The organism is Shouchella rhizosphaerae, assembly GCF_036700015.1.
GTDB classification, from domain to species: Bacteria; Bacillota; Bacilli; order Bacillales; family Bacillaceae_D; genus Shouchella; species Shouchella rhizosphaerae.
On the sequence record NZ_CP144921.1, the window covers coordinates 835,489 to 860,366 of the forward strand.

Below are 24,878 nucleotides of genomic sequence, written 5' to 3' on the forward strand. Positions count from 1 at the left end.
CCCACCTAACGAAATAATGTTTCATAGGCGGCAGCACAAGCTTCTACTGTAAATTCACGAGCACGGCTTATTAATTCCGCTTCGTCATGATGGCTAAGCAAAGCGTCTTTCATTGCCTGTGCCAACGCCACTGTGTCGCCCACTGGAACCAATTGGCCATATTTCCCGTCCGCTAAAATTTCCCTTGGCCCACTTGGACAGTCTGTCGCAACGACAGGAGTCCCAGTCGCAAGTGCTTCCACAATCACATTTCCAAACCCTTCCCATGCGGAAGAAAGGGCAAACAAATGCGCTTTTTTCATATAGGCGTAAGGGTTCGGTTGGAAACCAGCAAAATCAACAACAGAACTGACGCCTAACTCAAAAGCGAGTTTTTTCAACGGTTCGTTTTCTTCCCCATCGCCTATAAATAGCAGCCTTGCTTCGGGCAACTCATTTTGTTGTAGATTCGCAAATGCCCGCAATAGGGTAGGGTAGTCTTTTTGCACATGCAAGCGGCCAACTGTGACAATGACTTTGGCATTCCTTTCTTCAAAAAAACGGTGGTTAACAGGCTGTTCCATCTTTTCCTCTAACGTTTTCGTCACAACTGGGTTATAGATGACATGAACCTTTTCATCAGGCAATTGGGCAATTGTCTTGATGTCTTCAGCTACGCCTTTGGAGACGCCAACGACGTCATCGGCAAAGCGATAACTGTAACGAACTGCTGTTTTAATGCGGCGAAACTGGCCAGGCTGTTTCCGTGCTTGCTCGCTCAAATGGACGCGGCATGAGACGATTAACTGTGCTTTCGAAAAGCTCAGCTTCTTAGCAGCAATTACAAGGACATTTAAGTAGTCTTTTGCGGAACAAACTACGTCTGGCTGCTCCCGGCGCAAATAAGAAATCATCCCTGGCAGCGCTTCCTTTGCCGTACTTTTGCCAAACGCGAAAAGATTGACGCCTTTTGGAACGGCTTGTTTGTATTCGCCTTCAGGATGGATAACAAGCAAATCGACTTGCTTGCCTTTTTGTAAAAACGCCTCTGCTAAATGAAGCGTCATCCGCTCAACCCCGCCCGCTGCAAACGAATAGAGCACAAACGCGATTTTCACGGCCTTGCCTCCTTCGGCTTATAGTCCAGCAATGCCCGTACCGCTTTCGCATAGCTCGCAGCTGGGTGCTTTAAATGCCTATATTTTTTAGCAAACAATGCGGTAAGCAAGACAAAGCCAAACGGCCCGTTATACATTGTTTTAAATAACGGGCCTTTGCTGACCAATTGCGCCTCCTGGAGCCGCGACGCTTGAGACGGTTTCTCATGGAATACAATTGTTTCAGGTATGTACATCAGTGTATGGCCTGCCACTAAAAATTGCCGCAAAAACAAGTTTTCTTCTCCGCTTGGATACGTTCCGCCAAGCCCGAATGCTTCATTAAAGCGCAGCGATTCAATTGCTGTCTGGCGGAAAAACAGCTCAATGGAAGACTTTTTCCAAACGCGTCGTCCTCGGACAATGCCAGGCGATGTGTCATAGTGTTTATACGGGCTTTGTTGGATCGGGTCATAAATTTGAAAGCAGTAAGCATCAGCGCCTTCTTGCGCAAATGCGCTGTGTACCCGTTCGACTGCATTAGGGGGGTACCAGCAATCGTCATCGGAAAAAGAGACTATGTCGCCTTTCAGCGCTGGCCAAGCTGCATTTCTCGCTCTAGATAAGCCTTTCTCCCCTAGTTTAATATGGGTCGAGCGCAACTGGAAAGCGCTCAGCCATTGCTCTACTTGGTCGTAATTGCCTTGAGACACGACAATTAACTCAAACCGTTTATCCGTTTGCTTATCCAAACTGGCAAGCAATCGTTCAAATTCGTTGCATCGTTCACCAAGTGTTGGCACGACAAATGTAATCATTGTCCGTCTCCCCTTTTTTCAATGACTGGTTGATTTTGTTTTCGATTTACCTTTTTGTACATGCGCTGTACTGTTTCCGAAAAAGCAGCAAACAGGCAACACCATAGCTTAGCCCTCCGATCCCAACTTGGAGGATAAGCATGCCCCAGTGAGCGCTGCCTAAAAACGGCCACATGCAAAGGAGCATGATCGCTGTTGCACACAAAACCTTTACAAAATCTTTACCCGGAAATGGCAGCCTCCCCATTTGCTTATTTATAAACAGCCACGCAAGAGCAATCGCCAACCCATAAGCAACCACCGTCGCGAAAGCGGCCCCTTCTAAGCCATAAGTAGGAAGAAGGGCAATCGTTAGTATCACATTGGCGATGGCAGCTACTGCGACTGGCACCATTTGCAGCTTTGTTTGCTTATACAAGTGAAACATAATATCGACGCCATAGAGTTTAAAGCCTTTTAACAAGGCGCCCACGGCAATGTAAGGCATAAGCAGCACTGCCGTCTCCCGAAACGCTTCTCCTAAAAATAGCTCGGCAACCCCTTCACGAAGCACGACTAAACCGCAAAGCGCCGGAATACCTATAGCAAGCAATAGACTAGTATTGGCTTTTACTTGCTCCCGCGCTGCTTCTTCCCCCTTTTCCTCAAGCGCCTTAACAGCAAGTGGAAAAGCAGCAAGATTGATAATTAACATCAGGGTAAAGATCGTTTGTTCCGTTAAATCGTATGTCACTGCATACATACCCGTTGCTTCTATCCCAATCATTTCGCTAATAATAATCCGGTCCGATTGATGAATCACCATCCCAAGCAACAACGTCAGCGTAAGCGGCAATCCGTACGCCGCAAATTGCCGTAAAAGCGTGTAGTCCATTGCTTTTTGATGGAAACGCCATCCCCACCGTTGCCAAAATAAAGGGAGGAGCGGCAGCAACAAACCGACCACAATTCCAATGACCAAGCCTATTTCCCCGTACCCAGCCGCAATAAACAAGATCCCTAAAATTAGCCCGAGCAGTGAGCGGGCAAACGCAACCCTTCCATACCTCACAGGGGAAAGTTCTGCCCGCAAAAGCGATAAATTCAACTGGTACCATGCCTGGGCCCAACACAGCAACAGTGCTAAAAGCACAAGTGGCGGCGACAGCCACTCGGAAACGAGCAACGTTATGGCTGCGATCGCTAGCGTTCCGGCCATTAGCCCTATAAAAGCAACTTTTACCGTCATATAAAAAGCTTCGCTTTGGTTGCTGCTTTTGTAATGCCTAAGCACACTGACTTTCAGCCATTCAAACACAATGGCATTGACGAGTGCACTCACTGCAAGCACAAGAGCGTAGCGCCCGTACTGTTCTGGTGAGAGCATCCGTGAATATACGGCAATGCCGAGAAACCCGACCAATGCCGGTACCCCGTGTGAGAGGAGATAAGCAAATGCATGTCTAGCAAGCACGTTTTACCACAACCTTTTTCCTTCCCGTCCATTTCCTTCTATCATCTAGTATGGACAGCATGATTGTAGCAAAGTCATGCCAAAAAGAAAAAAGCGCCCTTCTTTACAAAAGGCGCGAACGTTTAACATCTTTTACACAATTTTAACTTGCTATCGCTTTTATACGCATATAGCGCTCAACGATGCTCCACTTGCCTTTTTTCTGAAAAGGCCATCACGAACCGACATTCAGTGTCGCCGTCTGATTGACATGCCACTCGTTTGACTGATTCCGTTTCAAGTACATTTTTAAACAAGGATGTTTCGCATTGGCAGGCAGCTTTAAATTGTTTGGCGACTGCAAATACAGGGCAGTTATGCTCGACAAGCTCAAATGTCCGGGCATCATGCTGAGTGACTTCGGCCATGTATCCTTTTTCGTTTTGGATATTCGCTAGCTCGGCCATTTTTTCTTCAGGCGATTTATGGACCATCCGCTTAAAATAACGATCCGTTAAACGCAGTTCCCGTTTTTTAAACAAATAATGGATGGATTCGTCGCCATGAAGGTCTCGAATGTCGTGCAAAAAGTCGACTGTCAACCCTTCATAATTTTTTGGGAAAAGGCGGTCTCCTTTTTCTGAAATTGAAAACATTTGCAGCGGCCGCCCTATTTCTTGTTTTATTTCACGAAACTGGATAAAGCCGTCTTTTAAAAGAACATTCAAGTGCTTGCGCACAGCCATATGGGTGATCCCGAGCGCATCCGTTAATTCGCCGACACTCATCTCTACTTGCTTTTTCAGCAACTCGAGGATTTTCTCTTTCGTTGTTTGTTTTTCCATGTTTACACTCCTCCTGCTGCTCTTACACATTAGTTTACTATATCGTATAAAAACAGAAAAGAAGCAATGCGTTCCCCCTTGATTTTTAAAAGGATTTCACGGTATTATAAAGACATACTTTTTATACTATAAAGTATACAATACATAAACAAGTTGGAGGGGATTCTATGGCTACCCATTCATTACCAGAACTAGGCTTCGCTTTTGACGCGCTAGAGCCAACGATTGACAGAAAAACAATGGAAATCCATCACGGCAAGCATCATCAAACATACGTTACCAATTTGAATGCGGCATTGGAAAACGAGCCATCGTTGCAAAGCCAATCGCTTGAACAATTGCTCGCCAACATCGAGTCACTTCCGGCATCGATTCAAACCCCAGTCCGCAATAATGGCGGCGGCCACCTTAACCATTCATTGTTCTGGCAAGTAATTGCCCCGCCAAAAGGCGCAAATGAAATGAGCGCTGCTTTAAAAGAAGCCATCGATCAAGCATTCGGCAGTTTTGAAGGCTTTAAAGAAACATTTACTAAAGCAGCAACGACACGTTTTGGCTCAGGCTGGGCTTGGCTTGTCGTCAATGAAAGCAAAGAGTTAGAAGTTTACAGTACAGCCAACCAAGACAATCCGATTATGGACGGAAAACAAGCCATCCTCGGTCTTGATGTTTGGGAGCATGCCTACTATTTGAACTACCAAAACAAGCGGCCAGAGTACATTGCGAACTTTTTCTCCATTATTAATTGGGAGGCCGTATCGGAAGCATACGAAAAGGCGATCGGTTAAAGATAAGAAGGGAGGAAAGCAGTTCAAGCTTTCCGCCTTTCTTTTTTGCTTGGCAAGCACAGGCCGCGAAAGGAGGGAAAACGATGGGAATTATTGTGGTAGAAATATGCGATTCAAACCTCATCCATACTGTAGATGTGGAGGGGCTGTTAGAAAGTGAATACCCAGAAGTAGCTGTCATTACAAACAGCTGCCTCTCTTTTTGCGGCATGTGCGCCTTGCGTCCTTACGCGATTGTGAACGGCAAAAAGATTTTTGGGCAAACTGCAGAAGAATGCCTTTCAAAAATAAAAGACCGCATTGAATTAGAACTTGCCTTGTACAAACTTTAGATTGGAGGTGTGACAAGAATGTCATTTGTCATTTTAAGTCCTTGCATTGGCGAAAAGGCAGGAGAATGTGCTGAGGTTTGCCCGGTTGATTGCATCGAAGAAGGCGATGACCAGTACTTTATCAATCCCGATATTTGCATCGACTGCGGCGCCTGCCAAGGCGTCTGTCCTGTGGATGCGATCGTGGAGGAATATGAAATGAGCAAAGAGGACGAGCCTTTCTTGAAAAAGGCGGAGGCGTTTTTTGGAGTAGAATAACGAAAAGCGGAGCCAAGCAGGCTCCGCTTGAGGTTGTCGACAAAGTCGATAACCGCCCTCAGACTGATAGAAAACGCTTGTCAGACGAGGAGTGCAGCCGAGGGAAGATGCGAATAGAACGGGGGTTCATGAGCATATGACCGAGGCAAACGACGAAGTATGCGAGCGTTTGTCTACAGTCTGAAGCGGAGCCAAGCAGGCTCCGCTTTAAACATAGATACCTCATTCAGACACTTGCCTCATTTAGTATGCTTATGAGCACGTTTTATTCCCCATAATTATCCATATGGGTTATTGTAAGTGCAAGGTTAAACGCCATAAACTATCAACTGCAATTTCCAACACCCGTTCATCGTAATCAAAAAATGGGTGGTGGTGCTTTTCCGCTAGAGTGCTGCCGTAAAGCAAGTAAGTAGCAAGCCCGCCATGTTGTTGGACACGTTCCATCATGAATGTCGCATCTTCGGAACCTCCAATTGCTTCATAGCGGTCACTAACTTCTTCAACTAGATTGCTTGCCGCAAGCGCTCGCTTGACCATTTCTAGCCACTGGGGATCAGATTTGGCCGAAATCCCTTCTCCGACTCGATCGAGCGCATAATCAACACCCCATGCCTCTGCTGTATGGCGGATGATTCGTTTGGCGTTTTCAGCCATATACGCATTCAGTTCCGTCGTCTCGCCCCTTGTTTCCAGTTCAAGCTCTGCCCGGTCAGCAATAATATTTCTACCACTGCCAGCGTGAAACGTGCCAACATTTAAACGTGTTGCCCCTTGTGAGTGTGGAGGGATGCTGTGAAGTTGAACAGTAGCCTGTGCTGCGGCTAACAATGCATTCCTGCCTTCTTCTGGGTTGCCTCCTGCATGGGCTGATTTTCCGGTAAACGTAACATTTAGCTTCGTTGTCGCCAATGCAGAAGCTACGCCAGGTACGACCGTGCCAAGGGGTTGACCCATAATATGGCCAGCGAGGAAATAGTCAGCATGATCAAGCCAGCCTTTTTCAACAATCGCTTTCGCCCCTCTTACTCCTTCTTCTGCTGGTTGGAAAATCAGTGTAAATACGCCATTTAACTCGTTTCGATGTTCATGGATGAGCTGAGCCAGCCCAAGCCCAATAGCTGTATGGCCATCGTGGCCGCAGGCATGCATATGCCCATCATAGATAGAGCGAAATCCTTCTTTCGCCGGCAAATGGGAGGCATCGTTTGACTCAAAAATGGGCAGCGCGTCAATGTCAAAGCGATAAGCCATATGTTTACCTGCTTTGCCTGTGTCAAAAGTCGCCACAAGCCCGGTTTGATTGCCAGCCATTTTCTCGAGCAACTTTGCATCTATGCCTGCCTCCTCTGCCCGCTTGAAATGGAGGCGATCCACTTCAGAGGAAGGGACACCCATTTTCTCTTTGCTACTTACTTCATTGCCAAGATAAAGGGTGAAGCATAGAGGCTTTAAAACATGATAAATGTAAGCCGTTGTTTGGTACTCACACCAGCCTAATTCAGGACGCTTATGCAAATCACGGCGCCATGTTTTTAGTTGATTCTGTAATTTTTCCATTCTATACACCGTCCATTCATTCCTTTTATAGTGGTTACTTCGTTAACAACATGCCACTGCCTGGACCGATCGGCAAACCAACTACGTTCCAAATGATAAAGAGGACAATCCAAGCGCCAAGGAAGATCAAACTGTATGGGAGCATCGTCGACATTAACGTGCCAAAACCGGCCCTGCTGTCATAACGTTTCATAAAACCAAGCACCATCACGACATATGGATTCATCGGCGTAATGACATTGGTCGCCGAATCCCCGATCCGGTATGCAAGTTGAGTAAATGCTGGATTGTAGTCAAGCAACATGAACAGCGGCACAAACACAGGGGCCATGAGCGCCCATTGCGCGGAACCACTCGTTATAAACAAGTTTAGCACGGTTACGAGCAAAATAAAGACAACGAACAATCCTAGCCCTGTAAATTCGACTTGCTGTAAAAAATCAGCAATGCCTACAGCAATCAACGTCGCAATATTCGTCCAATTAAAGTAAGCAATAAACTGGGCGGCGGCAAACACAAGCACTATATAACCGGCCATGTCTTTCATCGCGTCTCCCATTAAGATCGGCACGTCTGCTGTGGACTTTATCGTCCCTGCTGTGATCCCATAGGCAACCGCTACAACGACAAACATGACAAGCAAAATCGGAATGATATTGTCGATAAAGGGCGACGGGATAATGGTCCCTTCTTCGCCTCGCAAAATTCCATTTGTTGGAACAACAAGCATAGCTACAGCGCCAATATAAAGCAGAAGGGCAATCCCAGCATTGCGCAATGCTTTTATTTCTTGCTTTGTTGGATAATCGAGGCTTTGGTCGTTGATGCCTTCGTCTGCATAGGCTGGATCATAAGCGCCAAGCCGTTTTTCAATAATTTTTTCTGTGATCCATACACCGAGGAAAACGAGCATGACAACCGAAGCCGACATAAAAAACCAGTTGTCGATAGGGGTTACAACGAAATCAGGGTCAATTGTCCGAGCTGCTTCCGTTGAAATGCCTGCTAATAACGCATCTGTCCCGGCAATCATAAAATTGGCTGTAAAGCCTGCTCCAACACTTGCAAACCCAGCGGCTAACCCAGCAAGGGGATGCCGTCCTATAGCGTGGAAAACCATGGCCGCAACCGGCGGTATAATAATCATCGCCGCGTCAGAAGCAATGTTGCCAAGTATCCCTGCAAAAACAACCGCGTATGTAACAAGTGATTTTGGCGCTTTTAAAATCGTTGTCTTCATGAATGTTTCAAATAGCCCCGCTTTTTGGGCCAAGCCGATACCAAGCATCATCGTAATAACAAGTCCAAAAGGGGCGAATCCTGTAAAATTGCTAAGCATCGACGAGAGAATGTAGAGAAACCCTTCTTGAGATAGCAAACTCCTTACAGCTACTGTTTCGTTGGTGCCTGGATCTACCACCGTTAAGTCGAACGCATGTAAAACGGCTGAAACGACCATTAAAAACACAGCCAAGTAAATAAACAACATGAACGGATGGGGGAGTTTGTTTCCGATACGTTCAATTCCATCCAGTACTTTTGAAAAAAATGAACGTTTTTCAGTTTGTTCTGTCATCGCTGTTCCTCCAGTGTCTCAAATATGTCTTTAATTCGCTAACAGTCTATCACGTTTCGAACGTGCAAATGCCTTTTCTGGCAGATAACCTGTCACGAACAATTAGCGCTGCATAGGAGCTGGCTTTACGCCATTTGGAATAGGGGAAACGTATTGCAGGTTGGCAAACCGTTCCTCCCATTCCTCTTTCGCTTGACGCACCAAGTCTGGATCATGCAATAAGCGCACGGCTGTCGCAGCCATTATGAGGGCCGCGTGGCTCATTCCCTTATAGGCAGTCGTTGTTGCCCCTTGGGAAACCATTTGCCATGTATGGAATGCTGTCCCTGATGCAAAGCATGTCACATAGCATTGAACAGTTGGCGCAATCCAGCTTACATCACCAACATCAGTCGAGCCAGCCAGGAGCGTTCGCTTTTTTGAGACAGGTACCATTTCATCAATTAATGCTTTGTGACGCAATTGTCCAAGCCATTCTTGGCCCGGATTCTCGACGAGATTTGCCAACTCCACCATCGTTTGTTCCCGGTCTTCTTCCGAAAATGTCTGGCGAATCGTTTCAGCGAAACGATGCTCTTCTTCCGTGTAAGAAAGGGGGCCAACTGCAATCAATTCCTCATTCATTACATCCTCAAGCACGTAGTTGCGCACAAAATTAGAGCACGCTTTTTCAAAACGAATCTCTAACGTTGTGTCTGTCATCAGTGCTGCGCCCTTTGCTATATTTTTGACACGTTCATAAATAGCTTTTGTTTGCTCAAGCGTTGGAGCCCGCATTAAATACAGGACTTCTGCTTTTGGCTGGACGACGTTTGGCGAAAGGCCGCCTGCGTTTGTAATGGCATAATGTACCCTTGCCTCATCAATGAGATGTTCCCGCAAATAATTGCTCCCGATATTCATTAACTCGACTGCATCAAGTCCACTCCTCCCTAAATGGGGAGCGGCAGCAGCATGGGAAGCTCTTCCTATAAAAGCAAACGAAGCTTGGATATTCGCCAATGTTTCGGCCGTCCATACGCTCGTATAAGTGCCAGGATGCCAACTAATGGCAGTGTCCGTACCAGCAAATGCGCCTTCTTTTGCCATAAACGTTTTGCCGGAGCCCCCTTCTTCCCCTGGGCAGCCATAATAACGGATCGTGCCAACGACTCCGTGCTGCTCCATGTAGGCTTTCGTCGCGAGTGCTGCCGCCAATGACGCCGTCCCGAGCAAATGGTGGCCGCAGCCATGCCCTGCCCCTCCAGCAACAATCGATTGTTGCTCGGCTGTACCGCCTGCTTGACTCAGTTCAGACAACGCATCAAATTCGCCTAAAAATGAAAGGACAGGTTTTCCTGTTCCATACGTTGCAACGAAGGCTGTCTTCATTTCGCCAATCCCCCGTTCAACTGCAAAACCTTCTTCCTCAAGGATGCCACTAATGAGTTTTGAAGATTCCCACTCTTCAAACCGTAACTCAGCGTAATTCCAAATGGCCAACGCTACCCGCTGAAATAAGTTTTGATGTTCGTCAATATAGCGCTTTAAAAAAAGCCGTTGATCCATAATCCCCCTCCTATAAATTAAAAGACAGTTTTCAGACATATGTATTTTCCTTACTTTATTATAAAATCGCCTTAATCGCCAATACTTTTTTTAAAAAAGTCTGGTAAACTAAAAAAAATAAGACATTTGGAGGATGACCAATGGCAACGATCGGCATTATGGCCGCCTTCCATACCACTCCCCATATAAAGAAAGCATTAATGAGTTTGCAAACAAATGCTAGCTTTATTTATTTTTCATATAAAAACTTAAGCGAAATTAAAACGATTTATCAGCAGTACCGTCATGACATTGATGGCTGGGTTTTTGGCGGCATTATTCCAAAACTCTATTTTGAACAAAATATTGGCCCTTTGCCTAAGCCATCTGTGTTTGTCGATTTAAGCGAAAAAGACTTTTATAAAACGTTGCTCACTTGCACATTTGAACGATCCTTTGAAATGAAGCGAACGGTCATTGATTTTCTCAACAAAGAGAATGACTATATGAACTTAAAGTCGTTTGTGCCTTCAGACGATTTCCCCCTTTACTATAGCGATTCGCTTTTTCAAGACGTCAACGACCAAATGTACGAGAAACTGATTGCCTTTCATCGACACGCACATATGGATGGCGCGCAATTATCAATTACGAGGTTCAGCAATATTTTGCCGGTCTTGCAAAAGGACGGCATCCCGACACTTTTTTTAGCGCCATCAACTAGTTCCATCCATAAACAAGTAGAAACATTGCTGCTACAGTTAGAAACACAAGAATTAGCAGACAAACAAATCGCGATTGGCTATTTGACTTTTAAGGCAAAAACAGAAATAGAAAAAATCAAGCTCCACCATGCATTGCTTTCTTACTCAGAAATGGAAGGAGAGCCACTTTTAGTTCATGCGAATGAAACAAGCTTTGAGTTAGTAACGTCGTTTGGCGATTTAGAGCGCCTCACCAACAGCTTCCAACAATGTGCTTTATCTGCCTATTTAAAAGGCAAACACCCCAAAATTATGTTTCAATTAGGCTGGGGCGCAGGAAAAACACTCCATGAAGCACGGACAAACGCAAAAACAGCCAACAAGCAACAAAAGAGAATCGGCTGCCCTTATATCTTGACTGAAAGCACGTTGCTCGGCCCTCTTGGCGATGGGAAACGACTTGAACTACAACTGGATCCGCTTCAATTGCAAAAATGGAGCAAACAAACTGGCGTATCTGTGTTGCAACTGCAAAAAATTTTGGCAATACCTGCAAAAACAAAGCGCCATGATGTCTGTGCAAATGATCTTGCGCTTCATTTAGGCATCACGACGCGAAGCGCCAATCGAATTTTAAAGAAATTAGAACAAGGACAAGCCGCAGAGGAAACAACAGTAAGGCAGGAAAAACTTCGTGGCCGGCCACGTAAAAGGTACCGTCTCCTGTTTCATTAGAGTGAATGCGTCGGAATAATCAACGCATGTAAGACGAGGAATGAAGATGCGAGTAAATAGAAGATCATAGCAACCGAAGACGCCAACAAGCGTTTGCCACTCAGACTGAAAGAAAACACAGGCGGTGCGAGCGTTTGGTTAAGCTGAAGCGCCCACTAGGTAGTGGGCGCTTTCTCATTAATGATAATGAAAACCGATTTCTCTGTCGCCTAGCTCTTGGACAGGACGGTAGTTTTGTGGATAGATGTCCCTAAATGCATCAAGTTGCGTTTCTGAAATCGAAATGGTGTCGTTAAGCACTGTCCATTTTACGCCTTCGCTACAAGGAGGGGTTGTCAATGAACCGTCGTATTGGTAAGCAGTCACACTTTCCGGCAGGAATAGGTTCGGGTCTAGAGAAATGGAATACGCAGCAGTCCCTTCTTCTTCGGGCATGACTTCCCAAACGGCTTCAATGCCTTCATGATCATTGCCCATTTCCATCAAAACGCCGAGCACCGCTAAATCCCCTGCATGATTTGCATGAACTAGATGAAGCTCCATCGGAAAGGATGTTTCTTCAATCGTATGTTCACTCGGAGTATGGAAATGGAATTGTATCAGCTGATAAGCTTCGCCATTAATTTCTAAACCACCGGCATCCTCATTTTCCACATTAGCTTGAATCGTATGCCCATTATTTTCAACAGAAAAAGCAGCTTCGCTATATGAAAAGGCCCAATTCCACTTTGATGTTTGCTCACGATCATAAAACAAATTGATTGGTGATTGCTCTTTTCCATTCGAACACGCAGCAAACGCTTCGTCTAAGTCTCCCCAAAATTCAGGTCCCGTCTCCCCCTCATACGACCATGATGCTTTCAAAGCTTGTAACGGTGACAGGAAACTAGCAGCAGAAGCTGCCGGAGCAGTTGCCAACGTAACAACGGATGCTAATGTAATACTAGTAAATAAGTGACTTCGTTTCATTGATCACGCCTCCTCATAATGGGTATAATGGATTCAAATCTAGTATCTATTAACATTGTTTATAAAACTAGTAGTTTTTTGATTTTCCCAATAAAAAAGTTAACATTTCTCTCAAACTGGCATTTTCTATGAATGTTACAAAAGGAGCGATCTATTGATGAAGCAATCGTACGTTTGCCGCAGTTGCCATACCACTTACCCTGTTTCGCGTGATCTTTGGAAGTGCCTTTGTGGCGGTCTGCTCGACCTTGACAAACAAATGCCATTGCTCGAACCTACGGCTTGGGAATCTGGTCCTCCTACACTATGGCGCTTTTTGGACGCATTGCCGTTTGAAAAAGACGCGAAAAGTTGGCAAAACGTGACTTTAGGCGAAGGCAATACGCCGCTTCTACCTGTTTCTGCTGATAAGCCGAATGTCTATGTAAAAGTCGACTATTTAATGCCGACGCTCTCTTTTAAAGACCGTGGCGCTGCTGTCCTAATCGCAAAAGCGCTAGAACTTGGTGCCACATCTGTCATTGCCGATAGCAGCGGCAATGCAGGGACTGCCGTTTCGGCCTATGCAGCAAGAGCTGGCATTGCTTGCGAAGTGTTTTGCAGCAATACGGTTTCCCCGAAAAAACAAGCACAAATGGCAGCATACAATGCCAAGGTCCACACCATTGCCGGTACACGTGAAGATGTCGCACGTGCCGCACAGCAAAAAGCCGCCAACTTAGAAGAAGGCGGTTTTTATGCAAGCCATGTGTATAATCCCTACTTTTATGAAGGCACGAAAACGTATGCGTACGAAATTTATGAACAGCTTGGCGACGCACCAGACACAGTGATTATCCCTGTTGGCAATGGCACCCTTTTACTCGGTGCTTATTACGGCTTTTCTGAGCTTTTAGCGAACCGTCTCATTGGCAAATGCCCGAAAATCGTGGCCGTGCAAGCTCAACAATGCGCCCCTCTTGCTCATGCGTTTGCCACAGGAGAACCATCTATTACGCCTATAGTAGGCCAAACGACGATTGCTGAAGGGATTGCGATCGCTGCACCACCTCGTGCAACGCAAATATTAGAGGCAGTCCGCAATACGGGCGGCACCTTCATAACTGTTAGCGAAGCACAAATAGCGAAAGCACGCTCGGCACTTGCCAAGCAAGGTTTTGATGTGGAACCTACTAGCGCCGCTACCTACGCCGCCTTTCACGTTTACCGACACTGTGAAACAGAAACGATCGTCATCCCTTTATGTGGTTCTGGGACAAAGGCAAGTGACCACATAGCAAAATAATACCAACCTTCCAAAGCAAACGTTTGAAATGCGTTTTTGTTTTCCACCTCCTTTATGCACATCTGTTTGGATCTGACACATTGCGCACCTAGTAAAGCCTTAAGAAAAGTAAGAAATAACCGCACTTTTTACCAAATGAGGGCGCCAATGACTATCCTGTCACTGGCATGCTCTTTGAAAAATTTTTTCATTACCCATTGAATTTCTCTTTTTCTTCGATTATATTTGAAAGTAAGTACTTACATTCAATAACGAGGTGCTGTTATGTCTTTTGCAAAACCAACAATCTTTTCCTTCTCTATGCTTGTATTAATTGGCTGTTCGCAAACCGAAGAAGCAAATTACACTGGTTCGATTGAAGCGAAAAAACAAACGATTTACAGCCCTTTACAAGGGGAAATCCAAAACATTCATGTTGCTGAAAGGGAAGCCGTTGCAAAAGATGAGCTGCTCGTGTCTTTAGACGAGCGTTTATTGGAGCTACAAACGGCAGAAGCGGAAGCATCGGTACGATTAGCCGACGCTGAAATTGAGCAGGCAGAAAATGAGGCCGCTTCTAATGTGCAATTAGACGCTCTTAACAGCCAACGCGATCAAGCACAAGCCCGTCTAGAGCAGGCCCAATACCACCAATCAAAAGCAAGCATTCATTCACCAAAAGACGGCGCCATTTTGGAATGGCTAATCGATGAGGGCGATTTTGTTCAAACTGGTACACCACTTGTAACGATTTTGACAGACGCTCCTTTGGAAACGACGATTTATGTGCCGCAAAGCCAACTTTCCGAGTTTTCTGAGGGGATGGCCGTTCAAATAAGCGCTGTCGCTTTGCCTGGAGAAACATTCGAAGGAACTGTCAGCTTTATTGAAAAGGAAGCGATATACAGTTCGCAAACGATCGAGACAAACGAAGACAAAGCCAGTCAAGTTTTCCCTGTGCACATTACAATTGAAAGCAACGACGAGCAATTAAGAGCCGGGATGGATGTCGAGATTTGGATTGATTCATTATAAGGCGGTCAGGAGCGATTTGAACACATGACAGAGGATGCTATTCGTTGTAACGCGTTGTCAAAAAAGTTCGGTTCTAAGATGGCTGTCAAGCCCCTTGACCTTTCCGTGAAAAAAAACACGATTTACGGCTTTCTTGGTTCCAATGGAGCCGGAAAATCGACTGTCATTCGCATGTTGTGTGGCGTTCTCCCGCCCTCATCTGGGAGCGGAACTGTGCTTGGTTATAGCCTTGCAGAACAGCCAGAGCAAATTAAGCAGCGAATCGGCTATATGTCGCAAAAATTCAGCTTGTACTTGGAGTTAACGGTACTTGAAAATTTGCAGTTTTATGGAGCGATTTATGGACTAAAGAAGAAAGAGCTCGCTGCGCGTATCCAAACGCTTTTGCGATTAACAAAGTTAGAGGACCGCATTTCCCAACGGGCCGGAGCGTTGTCAGGTGGCTGGAAACAGCGGCTTGCATTATGCTGTGCCATGCTTCATGAACCGGAGTTGCTCATACTTGATGAGCCAACTGCAGGCGTAGACCCTGTCTCGCGCAAAATATTTTGGGAGATCATCCATCAATTGAAAAAAGATGACGTCACCGTCCTCGTCACGACCCATTACATGGACGAAGCCTTAACTTGTGACAACATCGGGTTTATGTATGCCGGAAACTTGCTTGTTAACGGCGGGCCAAAAGAGATTATGGACGAATACAGTGTCAAAAACTTAGATGATTTGTTTGTTAAGCTAGTAGAACAACAAGAGCAAGAACATGCTTCCCATCTAAAAAAGGGTGATTCATTTGAATAACCGAGAAAAGCGTTTTCGTTTCGTACGACTACAAGCAATCGTTCGCAAGGAATTTATTCAAATAAAAAAAGATCCTGCCAGCCTTGCCATTGCTCTTGTTCTCCCTGTTCTGCTGCTCGTCTTGCTTGGCTATGCGATGAATGACGATGTCGAATCAGTTCACTTGTCTATTCTAGACCAGTCACAAACGGCAGAAAGCAGAGAACTAATTGACCGTTTAACAAGCCAAGGCGACTTTACCATTATGAGTTATGAACACAACGTCAGTGTGCTGGAACACCTCCTGGATAAGGGCGACATTCATGCAGGTCTTATTATTCCAGCGAATTATTCAAAAGAACTTACAACAAATACAGCGAATGTACAATTTTTAATTGACGGGTCCGATCCGACTTATGCGCAAGAGGCATTGTTTCGAAGTGAGTCGCTTTTGCTAAACTATGCCCATACGGTTCAGGCGGAACAATTGATCCGAAGTGGGACAGAAGTCCCCAATAGCCCGTTAAAGCATGAAACACAGGTGTTTTATAACCCTTCCATGGACAGCATGGAGTTTAATATTCCGGCTTTAATTGGCCTCATCATGCAAGAAGTTACATTAATTTTGACTGCATTTGCTCTTGTCCGCGAAAAGGAACAAGGCACGATTGAACAGTTGATCGTTACGCCAATCCGTCCAGCAGAGTTAATTATTGGCAAACTAGTGCCTTATACGATCATTGGGACATTGTCTTTTGCTTTTGTTCTTTTAGCAGGCGTGTTTTGGTTTGATGTAGCGATTGCCGGCGACCCTTTCTTACTGGTATTATTAAGTTTGCTATTTCTTGTTGCGACTTTAGCGATGGGTATTTTCATTTCCACCATCGCCAAAAACCAACTCCAAGCCATGTATATGTCCTTTGCCGTTATTCTTCCAAGCGTTATTCTCTCCGGTTTTGTTTTTCCGAGAGAATCGATGCCAATGCTGATTCAACTATTAGGAGGCTTGATCCCTTTAACGTATTTTTTGGAGATTTTAAGGGGCATTTTCTTAAAAGCAAACTCCCTACAGCTTCTATGGCCGCAAAGTTTTGTATTGCTCGGATTTACCGTTCTGCTTTCCATCGCGACAATTGCAAAATTTAAAAAGCATCTCCAGTAAATAGGTGATCAAAATGAACAACGACGACAATAGTCCATCATTAACAGAAGCATTTCAGCTTTTCTTAGATTCGCTAAATGAATCGAAGAAAAAAACAGCAAAACAAGAACAAATTATCCAAGCAGCTGCCAAGCTATTCGCAGAAAAAGGGTATGAGGCTAGTTCAACTGCCGATATCGCTAAACAGGCTGGCGTTGCCGAAGTAACATTGTTCCGTAACTTCAAGTCAAAGTCAAATCTGTTGTACCATATTTTAGCACCTGTTTTTATTGAACTTGGTTCAAAAAAATATGTGGAAACGATTCAAGAGATTTTCCGTGCACCTGAGCCAAATAATGCGAAAGAAACGTTGACAATGGCTTTTCAAGACAGGCTGGAACAGCTTGCTCAAAACCAATCGATTATAAAAGTCCTCTTTCGAGAAGCTTATTCACAGGACGAAATTAAGAAAGCAATTGTAACGAACATCACTAGTCCTGCGATGGAATCGACAAAATCATTTATTAAGCAAAAACAAGAACAAGGTGAGTTTAAGGACATGGATGAGTCTGTTATTGCCAATTTATTTTTTTATATCATCTTCGGCTATATCTTTTACCACCAAGTTCTTGGCGAAGGGCTTCAACCTGATCACGGGGATGAACCTGAAAAAATGATCGACATTATTTTGGAGGGGATCGCTACTAACAAGTAGTCTGGATGATGATTTTTAGCATGGCCAGAAACGTTTTCATCTCGTTTTCTGGCCGTATTAAAAATAAATTCAATAAAAATCTCATTTTTAGTCCTAAAAGGGGGCGATAAAAGGAAATAAGCGCTGCTATTAATCAGAACAAAACAAGATAAAAAGGAGTGGAGAAGATGTTAAACGCCAAAATTTTAGGTTCTGGCAAAGCTGTCGGTTCAACCGTAATGAAAAATGATGAACTTGAAAAGGAAATGTCATTGCCGAAAGGGTGGATGGAGAAAGCTTCAGGCGTACAATCCCGCTTTTACATTAACCCTGACAAAAATGAATCAGCCTTAACATTAGGGGTAGCTGCCGCGAAACAGGCAATAGACGAAAGCGGCCTTGCGTTAGAGGACATTGATTGTATTATCGGCGCAAACGGCTCTCCTTTACAAGCAATTCCATGTGCTGCAAGTTTATACCAACGTGAACTAGGCTTAGAAGAATCCGGTATTCCATGCTTTGACGTCGACACTACATGCTACAGCTTTCCACTTGCTTTGTTTGTTGCTTCAAACTTAATCAACAACAATGTCTATCAACATATCCTCATCATTAGTTCAGACACCCCTAGTAAAACATTGGACCAATGCGAAAAAGAAGTGCGTACCATTTTTGGTGATGGTGCAGCAGCGTTTGTCGTTACATCCTCTAATGGCGATTCAAAAATTAATAAATTCCTGTTGAAAACATATAGCAGTGGCGCAGATTTTACTTGTGTTAAAGGTGGCGGAACGCTTCGTCCCCCTAATGATCCGGAAACGATGCCAAATGATAATCTATTCCAGATGGAAGGCAGAAAAGTCTATAAAGCTGCTGTCAGATACCTTCCTTCATTTTTGGAGGATTTCTTTTTAAATTCGCTTAGCAAAGAAGATTATAAATTCATTATCCCACATCAAACATCCAAAAAAGGGATTACAATATTTGAGAAGTTCGGCTTTAAACGTGAACAAATTGGCGACCACCTTGCTACCCACGGCAATTGCATCGCCGCTTCGATTCCAATGCTTTTTCACGACCTTCTTTCATCAAACAAGATTGACCGAGGTGACAACGTCCTATTATTTGGCACTTCGGCAGGGCTATCACTCGGTGCTTTATCACTTACGTATTGACCAACCAAGAATGCACCGAAATGACTGAATTGTTCCTTTTGGTCTACAAAGCAAATCTATTTGAATTATCTAATGTTCTGTGGTTCAAAGGGGTTTAACTGTTTGTACGATTTTTGTTTGATTTTCTGTATTCCAGTACTTCGCAGGAACTTTATTGACTGATAGAAAACAACCAGCATACTTTATGATCAAAAGCCACGATAGATCCCCACCCTACATGTAGAGTCATCATCTACATGTAGGGGTGTTTTTATAGCAAAATCTAGCAAATCTGTTTTCATCAAAGTCGTATACTTTAGAAGGGCCCTTGTGGTCTGTTTCACTATTGTACAAAATTTTGATGAAAGGTTTTGTTCCAAAAATCAGCTTTTTCCAAAGCCAACTGGTCTTGTTTAATAGCACCTGGTCGATTTCCCTTGCCAATGATATAATCACTAAACTCCATCCCGGTATATTCAAAAATAGCATGAAACTGTTGGATTAATGGCAAAGCAGCTATGCGCGGATGAGGATTTTCGCCAACAACAATTACATACGCTTTCTTTCCCCTTATCCGCTCATGGAAGCCCAATCTCTGGTCTTGCATATACTGACTCCAACGGTCAAAAAACCCTTTCATTTGTCCTGACATGCCGAACCAATATAAAGGCGTCACAAACAGAACAATGTCTTGATTAAGAAAGTCATCAAGAACTTCTTTATAGCCATCGTTCACAGCAGTAAATCCATTTGGTGCATGGCGTTCATCAATAATAGGATCAAAACCGCATTCCAGCAAATGAATTCTCCGGTGATTGATTCCCCTTAATGCGATATCGGCAAGTTGTTCTGTATTCCCTTCTATACGGGCACTTCCAAACAAGGCCATTACTTTCATGCTCTCCAACTCCTCTTTGCTAATGTGTACTGAAAAGTTTATAATACAGTCGTGATTCTGTAAAATTGAACTTTTGAATTAAAACGATCATTAATATTGATAGGAGTCTACTACATGGAGCTGCGTCACTTGAACACGTTTAAAACAATTGTAGATACAGGTGGATTTAAAAAAGCCGCCGATTCCCTTGGTTATGCCCAATCATCTGTTACGAACCACATTAAGGAATTAGAGAATGAACTTGGGTACTTGCTTTTCGACCGTTTAGGCAAACAAGTGGTGTTGACACAAGCAGGTAAACGTTTTTTGCCATATGCCCTTGAAATTATTGATCTTTATGCCAAGTCTAAAGAAGCCGTCCTTAACACAGTTGATCTAGCAGGAGAATTGACCATTGGCGTAAGTGAATCATTGCTGTTATATTGGCTTCCAACTTTTATTACGAACTTTACTAAAACCTATCCTAAAATTGAATTAACGCTTAAACTGATTGATTACCAACATCTCACTGCCCAACTAAAAAAAGGAGAAATCGAAGCAGCTATTCTTGTCGAATCAAATCAGTGGCAACCTAAAACTCTTACTTTCGAGAAAATTAGTAGTGACACATTAATACTTGTCGAAACAGCTGACCATGCGTTCCGTAACATCCCTGAAACCATGCTCGTTACGGAATATGCATGCAGTTGGCGCCCGATCATTGAGCAGTATTTATCTGAGGAAGCGCAATTTGGCATGAAAAAGATCGAATTTCCAAGCATCGAGGCAATCAAAAAATGTGTCGAATGCGGATTAGGCCAATCTTTTTTGCCTCAATTCGCTGTTCGGGATGCCTTAGCAGAAGGCACTTTAAATGAAGTGCCGACAAAGGCTCCGATAGAACCAATTGGCATTTACGCTGCTTATCACAAAAATAAATGGGTTTCGCGGAAGTTAGAGACATTTATTAGCGCATTGCGGGAGCAAAAAGATTGGTTTCATAGTTAACAATCAGCTCTGATTTAATTGTTTGACTGCTACTAACACAAAACTGGCACCGGGAACTCCCGATGCCAGTTAGCGATTGTTTAGCTGTTGTTCTTTTGGTCATTGACTTCGTCTTTTAATTCTTCGCGTAAGCCGTCGATGCTTTGCTCACGGCGTTCATTTTTTTGTTCAATCTCCTGTTTTTCTTCCTCACTTAGCTCCTCTGAATGAGCTTTGGCATAATCTCTAGCCTCATCCATGTTTTGTAGCGTGTTGCCGATTATATTTTCAATTCTTTCTGGATTATTGGAGCGGTCATCTCTTTTGGCCATTCCATTCCCTCCTTGCCTGTTTTGCCGTTAGTTTCCATCGTTATTAAAAAATTATGCAGCATTCCGGGTTTTTCGTGAAAATCAACAGCTTCTGATTCATAAGCTCTTTTTTTATAAAAATAATTGACTTTTTTAGGAGGAATGATGAACCTTATGTAGAATATTGGCTATACAAGGAAAACCATCGACGAACATCAATCACCTACACTCGCTACAATGGTGCCTCCATTGTTAGACTACTTCGAACGACGCAGCTAGCTATCCTCATTAAAGTAATACCAACCTAATGTAGATGAAACACCTTATCGTTTTTTGTAAAGCACATTATGCTTATTTATGATGCCATTAAAAGGAGGTGGTTTATGCCAGGAACATGCGCTATAATACACAAAATGGAGGCGAATGAAGTGACTGAACAAATCCTCAAGATACTGACAAAGCTAGATAACCAACAAGAAAAGCTGCTTGATGAATTTGATAATTTTAAGCAAAATCAACTCGCTTTTAATGGCGAAATGCGCGATTTTCGAAAGGAGCAGCTTGCTTTCAATGACGAAATGCGCCATTTCCAAAAGGAGCAGCTTGCTTTCAATGATGAAATGCGCCATTTCCAAAAGGAGCAGCTTGCTTTCAATGATGAAATGCGTCATTTTCAAAAGGAACAACTTGCTTTCAATAATGAAATGCGTCATTTCCAAAAGGAGCAGCTTGCTTTCAACGAGAATCAGCGCAAGTTTAACAACCAACAAACCAAATTCAACCAAACATTCGAGGCTTTTCAACAGAACACAGAGAACAGGCTTGAACGAATGGAGAAAAGATTGAATGGGGTCGGCTATCTACTTGAACATAGCACTGCCGAACGGTTAGAAGACAAAAAGCGGGCAGATACCGTTCATGATTTTCTTATGTCAAAAATGGTCTCACTAGAGCAAGAAGTGTTCTCCTTAAAGAAAAATTATCTTTAATTCCGGCTAGCTGTCTCTCATCTTCACTTTTTTCGCTTTTCCAATTGTTTTCGGACTTTTCCCGTTTCATCTCTGCATCTTGGATTGCTGCTTTGATCCAACGACTCCTCTTTTTTGCGAATGCTCCTACTATAAGCCCCATCATCCTTTAACATCTATTTTCCTCCCTTTTCACAATAACTAAAGCAGCAATCCAAACAGATGCAGCCCATTTCACCCTCTTTCTGTTCCCTAATCCGGAATCCCTTCCCTTTTAAGCTAAACGTGTATTTCAATGAAAAATAGGGTATCTTTATAGGTAGAGCTTTGAAAGGGGATTGTTTCGATGATACATAAAATCACAATTGAATTAGCGTTGGAAGCATTGGAAGATCGAGGGGTTACGATTGAAGAAATTATGGATCTTGTTTATGAATTGCAAAGCACGTATGTTCCAGACTTGACGAAGGAAATGTGCCGGCCTCATGTAATGAAAGTGCTGGCTAAGCGAGAAGTGCAAAATGCGTTATTAACAGGAATCGAGCTTGACCGCCTCGCCGAACAAGGCAAGCTCAGCTCCCCTCTTCAAGAAATAGTGCAATCAGATGAAGGCCTTTATGGCATTGATGAAATTGTTGCCCTTTCGATCGTTAACATTTATGGCTCAATTGGGCTGACGAATTTTGGCTATGTCGATAAAATCAAACCTGGCATTCTCGGTAAGTTAAACAAACATAAAGGCGGAAAATGCCATACATTCCTTGATGATATTGTCGGCGCGATCGCTGCCGCTGCTTCCAGCCGGCTCGCCCATTCCCGAGAAGGTGCAGGCGTAAGAGATTGATTCGCAACAACTAAAAGCGCGACTGCCTACTACCAAAAGAAAGAGTGTGTCGCCAAGCTTCGACACACTCTCTCTTTTACTAATTGCATCAATAGAAGAAAAACGGCGGAAAGAAATATGGAAAAAAGCCAAGCCCCGTAAATCCACCGAAAGGAAAAAAGCGGCGGCGATAGCGGCGATACCGCCAACCAAATTGGCGGGATTCTTCTTGATGAACATCCTCACCGACTAAAACGGTAATGCCGTCTTCTCTCACTTCTGTTAAAATTCCGTCAACCGATTGGCCGTTTGCCATCTTTACTTCGACATGATGGTCTTTCATTTGGCGGCACTTCTCTTTCATCGCCCCCTGCTGTGAAAACTGATTGGCTTCTGCCTGTGCAAATGGTTGTGTGTTATTGCCATATTCCTGTGATGCAAATGGCTGTGTGTTATTGCCATATTCTTGTGATGCAAATGGCTGTGTGTTACTGCCATATTCTTGTGATGCAAATGGCTGTGTGTTACTGCCATATTCTTGTGATGCAAATGGCTGTGTGTTACTGCCATATTCAAGAGTATGTTGCATGTTTTGGTTCATCGCGAATTGTTGAACAGGCTGATGCCAGTTCATTTGTTGAGCCATATTTCCCATCTGATTTGCCGCCCCGTGACTATTTCTGTAGACCGTATCCGCCTCGAGTGGTTGGCTCGGTTGGGCATTTTGGTCTACCCCGTATTGGTGTTGAATGTCTTCATTTGTAGGCTTCATTGCCTTCACTCCTTTCATTCAAAACCAGTGTATGCGCCTAGTGCTTGGCACGTACGGATTCATTTTCTTTCTTTGCAAAAAAATCCCTCCTTACTATGTAAGAAGGGAGGCATCGCTTTTAAGCAAACGCTGGGACAACAGTATTTTCGCTTCCTACCAATCTGATTTTGGCTTTTGCCATTTCGATAGCTGCCTCTTTCGCTTTTTGCAAGTAGGCGCGTGGGTCAAGGCTATTTGGATGGGAGGCGAAATGGTCACGGATCGCCGCAGAGTAAGCATTTTTTAATTCGGTGGATACGTTGACTTTCGCCATTCCTAATGAAACACAGCGGCGAATATCTTCATCAGGGACAGCGGAACCGCCGTGGAGCACAAGCGGGACGTCAACTAGTTCAGCAATACGGGCAATCCGTTTAAAATCAATATTAGGTTTGCCTTTGTAGATGCCGTGGGCGGTTCCGATTGCAGGTGCAAGCGTTGGTACGCCTGTCAACTCAACAAACCGTTTGCATTCCTCGGGTACCGCCTTTTTGGCATCCTCTTCAGCAACGACAATATCCTCTTCCACACCGCCCACTTTGCCGAGTTCTGCTTCCACATTTACCTCTAACGATTGGGCAAGAGCCATGACTTCATTTGTACGGGCCACATTCTCTTCAAACGGGTACATAGAAGCATCAATCATCACCGAGGAATAGCCTGCCCGGATTGCTTCTTTAATCACTCGGTAATCGGTACAGTGGTCTAAATGTAGGCCTGTTGGCACTTGAAAATGCTCAGATGCGACTCGGGCAACTTCCACAATGTTTTTAGCGCCAAGCGCTTTTACAGTGCCGACCGTTGTTTGCAAAATAACCGGTGATCTCAAATCTGCCGCAGCTTCCAGCACCCAAAAAATGCTGTCGAAAGAGTGGACGTTAAATGCCACCACCCCATGTTTATTTGCTTTTGCTCTTTTTAGCATTGGTGTAGTCGATACAATTCCCAAATTACTCATCTCCTTGGATGGCATTTTTAATTAAATGTGCAAGTTGCTCACTGGATTGCGCAGTAAGGAACGCTTGGCGCGACTCATCATCCATTAAGGCTCGAGACAGAGCCGCTAACGCCTGCAAATGCGTTGTTCCTGCTTCTTCATGTGGCACGAGCAATGAAATAAAAAAGAATGCTGGCTTCCCATCAAATGATTCCCACTCAATTCCTGTTTCCGTGCGGACGATTATAATTGCTGGTCTTGTGATCGAGTCAGACTGTGTATGTGGAATCGCAAAACCATCTTGGAAGCCCGTTGTACTTAAGGACTCCCGCTCTTTTAATCCAGCAACAACACTAGCGTTGTCTACAGCAATGCCATTTTCCACAGCCAAATCTGCAATCGCCTGAAAAACGCCTTCCTGTGTTGATGCGCTTGAGTGCAATTGAATTTGCTTTTCTGTAATCATGTCTGTCTCTCCT

General features: G+C 44.2%; 26 protein-coding genes. 13 read left to right on the plus strand and 13 right to left on the minus strand.

Annotated features, from left to right (window positions below; all coding sequences use genetic code 11):
- Positions 1–5: 5 nt before the first annotated feature.
- From V5G21_RS04460 to V5G21_RS04475, 4 genes are all read right to left on the minus strand, one after another.
- A complete protein-coding gene (locus V5G21_RS04460; RefSeq protein ID WP_011248012.1) occupies positions 6–1,097 on the minus strand; it encodes a glycosyltransferase in 1,092 nt (363 codons plus the stop codon).
- Entirely contained in the window at positions 1,094–1,894 is an 801-nt protein-coding gene (locus V5G21_RS04465) for a glycosyltransferase family 2 protein (RefSeq protein WP_035202865.1), read from the minus strand. Before V5G21_RS04465 ends, V5G21_RS04460 begins: the two co-directional genes overlap by 4 nt.
- Positions 1,895–1,940: 46 nt before the next feature.
- The gene (locus V5G21_RS04470; protein WP_338465249.1) at positions 1,941–3,347 is read right to left on the minus strand and encodes an oligosaccharide flippase family protein; all 1,407 of its coding nucleotides are present in this window, start codon (positions 3,345–3,347) and stop codon (positions 1,941–1,943) included.
- Positions 3,348–3,523: 176 nt separating this feature from the next.
- Complete coding sequence (locus tag V5G21_RS04475; RefSeq protein WP_011248015.1) at positions 3,524–4,171, minus strand: helix-turn-helix transcriptional regulator; 648 nt, start codon at positions 4,169–4,171, stop codon at positions 3,524–3,526.
- Between the two features lie 167 nt (positions 4,172–4,338).
- Between V5G21_RS04475 and V5G21_RS04480 the strand changes: the two genes are divergently transcribed.
- The 3 genes from V5G21_RS04480 (at position 4,339) to V5G21_RS04490 (ending at position 5,549) form a co-directional block, all read left to right on the plus strand.
- Positions 4,339–4,959, plus strand: a complete 621-nt coding sequence (locus V5G21_RS04480; RefSeq protein ID WP_035202867.1) for a superoxide dismutase — start codon at positions 4,339–4,341, stop codon at positions 4,957–4,959.
- 83 nt (positions 4,960–5,042) lie between these two features.
- Positions 5,043–5,291: a DUF1450 domain-containing protein gene (locus V5G21_RS04485; RefSeq protein ID WP_011248017.1), complete on the plus strand. Its 249-nt coding sequence runs from the start codon at positions 5,043–5,045 to the stop codon at positions 5,289–5,291.
- An 18-nt stretch (positions 5,292–5,309) separates the two neighbouring features.
- Positions 5,310–5,549, plus strand: coding sequence for an indolepyruvate ferredoxin oxidoreductase subunit alpha (locus V5G21_RS04490; RefSeq protein WP_011248018.1), 240 nt, complete (start codon positions 5,310–5,312; stop codon positions 5,547–5,549).
- Between the two features lie 291 nt (positions 5,550–5,840).
- Here the strand turns inward: V5G21_RS04490 and V5G21_RS04495 are convergent, their stop codons facing one another.
- The 3 genes from V5G21_RS04495 to V5G21_RS04505 form a co-directional block, all read right to left on the minus strand.
- Entirely contained in the window at positions 5,841–7,109 is a 1,269-nt protein-coding gene (locus tag V5G21_RS04495) for an amidohydrolase (RefSeq protein WP_259406075.1), read from the minus strand.
- A 34-nt stretch (positions 7,110–7,143) separates the two neighbouring features.
- Positions 7,144–8,685: an AbgT family transporter gene (locus tag V5G21_RS04500; RefSeq protein ID WP_035202870.1), complete on the minus strand. Its 1,542-nt coding sequence runs from the start codon at positions 8,683–8,685 to the stop codon at positions 7,144–7,146.
- Between the two features lie 102 nt (positions 8,686–8,787).
- Positions 8,788–10,233, minus strand: coding sequence for an amidohydrolase (locus tag V5G21_RS04505; protein ID WP_011248022.1), 1,446 nt, complete (start codon positions 10,231–10,233; stop codon positions 8,788–8,790).
- Between the two features lie 140 nt (positions 10,234–10,373).
- Here V5G21_RS04505 and V5G21_RS04510 point away from each other — a divergent pair, with 140 nt between their 5' ends.
- Entirely contained in the window at positions 10,374–11,651 is a 1,278-nt protein-coding gene (locus tag V5G21_RS04510) for a hypothetical protein (RefSeq protein ID WP_011248023.1), read from the plus strand.
- Between the two features lie 177 nt (positions 11,652–11,828).
- Here V5G21_RS04510 and V5G21_RS04515 read toward each other — a convergent pair whose 3' ends face one another.
- Positions 11,829–12,620: a carbonic anhydrase gene (locus tag V5G21_RS04515; RefSeq protein WP_011248024.1), complete on the minus strand. Its 792-nt coding sequence runs from the start codon at positions 12,618–12,620 to the stop codon at positions 11,829–11,831.
- A gap of 157 nt (positions 12,621–12,777) precedes the next feature.
- On the opposite strand from V5G21_RS04515, the gene V5G21_RS04520 reads away from it, so the two are divergent.
- The 6 genes from V5G21_RS04520 to V5G21_RS04545 all read left to right on the plus strand — a co-directional run bounded on the left by V5G21_RS04520 (position 12,778) and on the right by V5G21_RS04545 (position 18,706).
- Positions 12,778–13,905 carry a threonine synthase gene (locus V5G21_RS04520; RefSeq protein WP_338465250.1) on the plus strand — a complete coding sequence of 376 codons (1,128 nt, stop codon included), beginning with the start codon at positions 12,778–12,780 and terminating at the stop codon, positions 13,903–13,905.
- 264 nt (positions 13,906–14,169) lie between these two features.
- Complete coding sequence (locus V5G21_RS04525) at positions 14,170–14,919, plus strand: efflux RND transporter periplasmic adaptor subunit (protein WP_220558112.1); 750 nt, start codon at positions 14,170–14,172, stop codon at positions 14,917–14,919.
- 24 nt (positions 14,920–14,943) lie between these two features.
- Positions 14,944–15,717: an ABC transporter ATP-binding protein gene (locus V5G21_RS04530; protein ID WP_035202879.1), complete on the plus strand. Its 774-nt coding sequence runs from the start codon at positions 14,944–14,946 to the stop codon at positions 15,715–15,717.
- Positions 15,701–16,858, plus strand: a complete 1,158-nt coding sequence (locus tag V5G21_RS04535; protein ID WP_095254888.1) for an ABC transporter permease — start codon at positions 15,701–15,703, stop codon at positions 16,856–16,858. Before V5G21_RS04530 ends, V5G21_RS04535 begins: the two co-directional genes overlap by 17 nt.
- A 13-nt stretch (positions 16,859–16,871) precedes the next feature.
- Entirely contained in the window at positions 16,872–17,552 is a 681-nt protein-coding gene (locus tag V5G21_RS04540) for a TetR/AcrR family transcriptional regulator (RefSeq protein ID WP_035202885.1), read from the plus strand.
- A 167-nt stretch (positions 17,553–17,719) separates the two neighbouring features.
- Positions 17,720–18,706, plus strand: coding sequence for a 3-oxoacyl-[acyl-carrier-protein] synthase III C-terminal domain-containing protein (locus V5G21_RS04545; protein ID WP_095254889.1), 987 nt, complete (start codon positions 17,720–17,722; stop codon positions 18,704–18,706).
- 322 nt (positions 18,707–19,028) lie between these two features.
- On the opposite strand, the gene V5G21_RS04550 is transcribed toward V5G21_RS04545, so the two are convergent.
- Positions 19,029–19,583, minus strand: a complete 555-nt coding sequence (locus tag V5G21_RS04550; protein WP_338465252.1) for a flavodoxin family protein — start codon at positions 19,581–19,583, stop codon at positions 19,029–19,031.
- Positions 19,584–19,697: 114 nt separating this feature from the next.
- Between V5G21_RS04550 and V5G21_RS04555 the strand changes: the two genes are divergently transcribed.
- Positions 19,698–20,570 (plus strand): LysR family transcriptional regulator, encoded by an 873-nt coding sequence (locus V5G21_RS04555; protein ID WP_035202890.1) that lies wholly within the window; start codon positions 19,698–19,700, stop codon positions 20,568–20,570.
- A gap of 80 nt (positions 20,571–20,650) precedes the next feature.
- On the opposite strand, the gene tlp is transcribed toward V5G21_RS04555, so the two are convergent.
- Positions 20,651–20,881, minus strand: coding sequence for a small acid-soluble spore protein Tlp (tlp, locus tag V5G21_RS04560; RefSeq protein WP_011248032.1), 231 nt, complete (start codon positions 20,879–20,881; stop codon positions 20,651–20,653).
- Positions 20,882–21,243: 362 nt separating this feature from the next.
- On the opposite strand from tlp, the gene V5G21_RS04565 reads away from it, so the two are divergent.
- Together V5G21_RS04565 and V5G21_RS04570 are read left to right on the plus strand one after the other, a co-directional pair.
- Positions 21,244–21,849, plus strand: a complete 606-nt coding sequence (locus V5G21_RS04565; RefSeq protein ID WP_035202892.1) for a hypothetical protein — start codon at positions 21,244–21,246, stop codon at positions 21,847–21,849.
- 325 nt (positions 21,850–22,174) lie between these two features.
- Positions 22,175–22,672, plus strand: a complete 498-nt coding sequence (locus tag V5G21_RS04570) for a phosphatidylglycerophosphatase A family protein (protein ID WP_011248035.1) — start codon at positions 22,175–22,177, stop codon at positions 22,670–22,672.
- Between the two features lie 88 nt (positions 22,673–22,760).
- Here the strand turns inward: V5G21_RS04570 and V5G21_RS04575 are convergent, their stop codons facing one another.
- The 3 genes from V5G21_RS04575 to V5G21_RS04585 all read right to left on the minus strand — a co-directional run bounded on the left by V5G21_RS04575 (position 22,761) and on the right by V5G21_RS04585 (position 24,865).
- Positions 22,761–23,423: a hypothetical protein gene (locus tag V5G21_RS04575; protein ID WP_051881161.1), complete on the minus strand. Its 663-nt coding sequence runs from the start codon at positions 23,421–23,423 to the stop codon at positions 22,761–22,763.
- A gap of 118 nt (positions 23,424–23,541) precedes the next feature.
- The gene (locus V5G21_RS04580) at positions 23,542–24,411 is read right to left on the minus strand and encodes a class II fructose-bisphosphate aldolase (RefSeq protein WP_095236687.1); all 870 of its coding nucleotides are present in this window, start codon (positions 24,409–24,411) and stop codon (positions 23,542–23,544) included.
- Between the two features lies 1 nt (position 24,412).
- Entirely contained in the window at positions 24,413–24,865 is a 453-nt protein-coding gene (locus V5G21_RS04585) for a PTS sugar transporter subunit IIA (protein ID WP_011248038.1), read from the minus strand.
- Positions 24,866–24,878 lie beyond the last annotated feature (13 nt).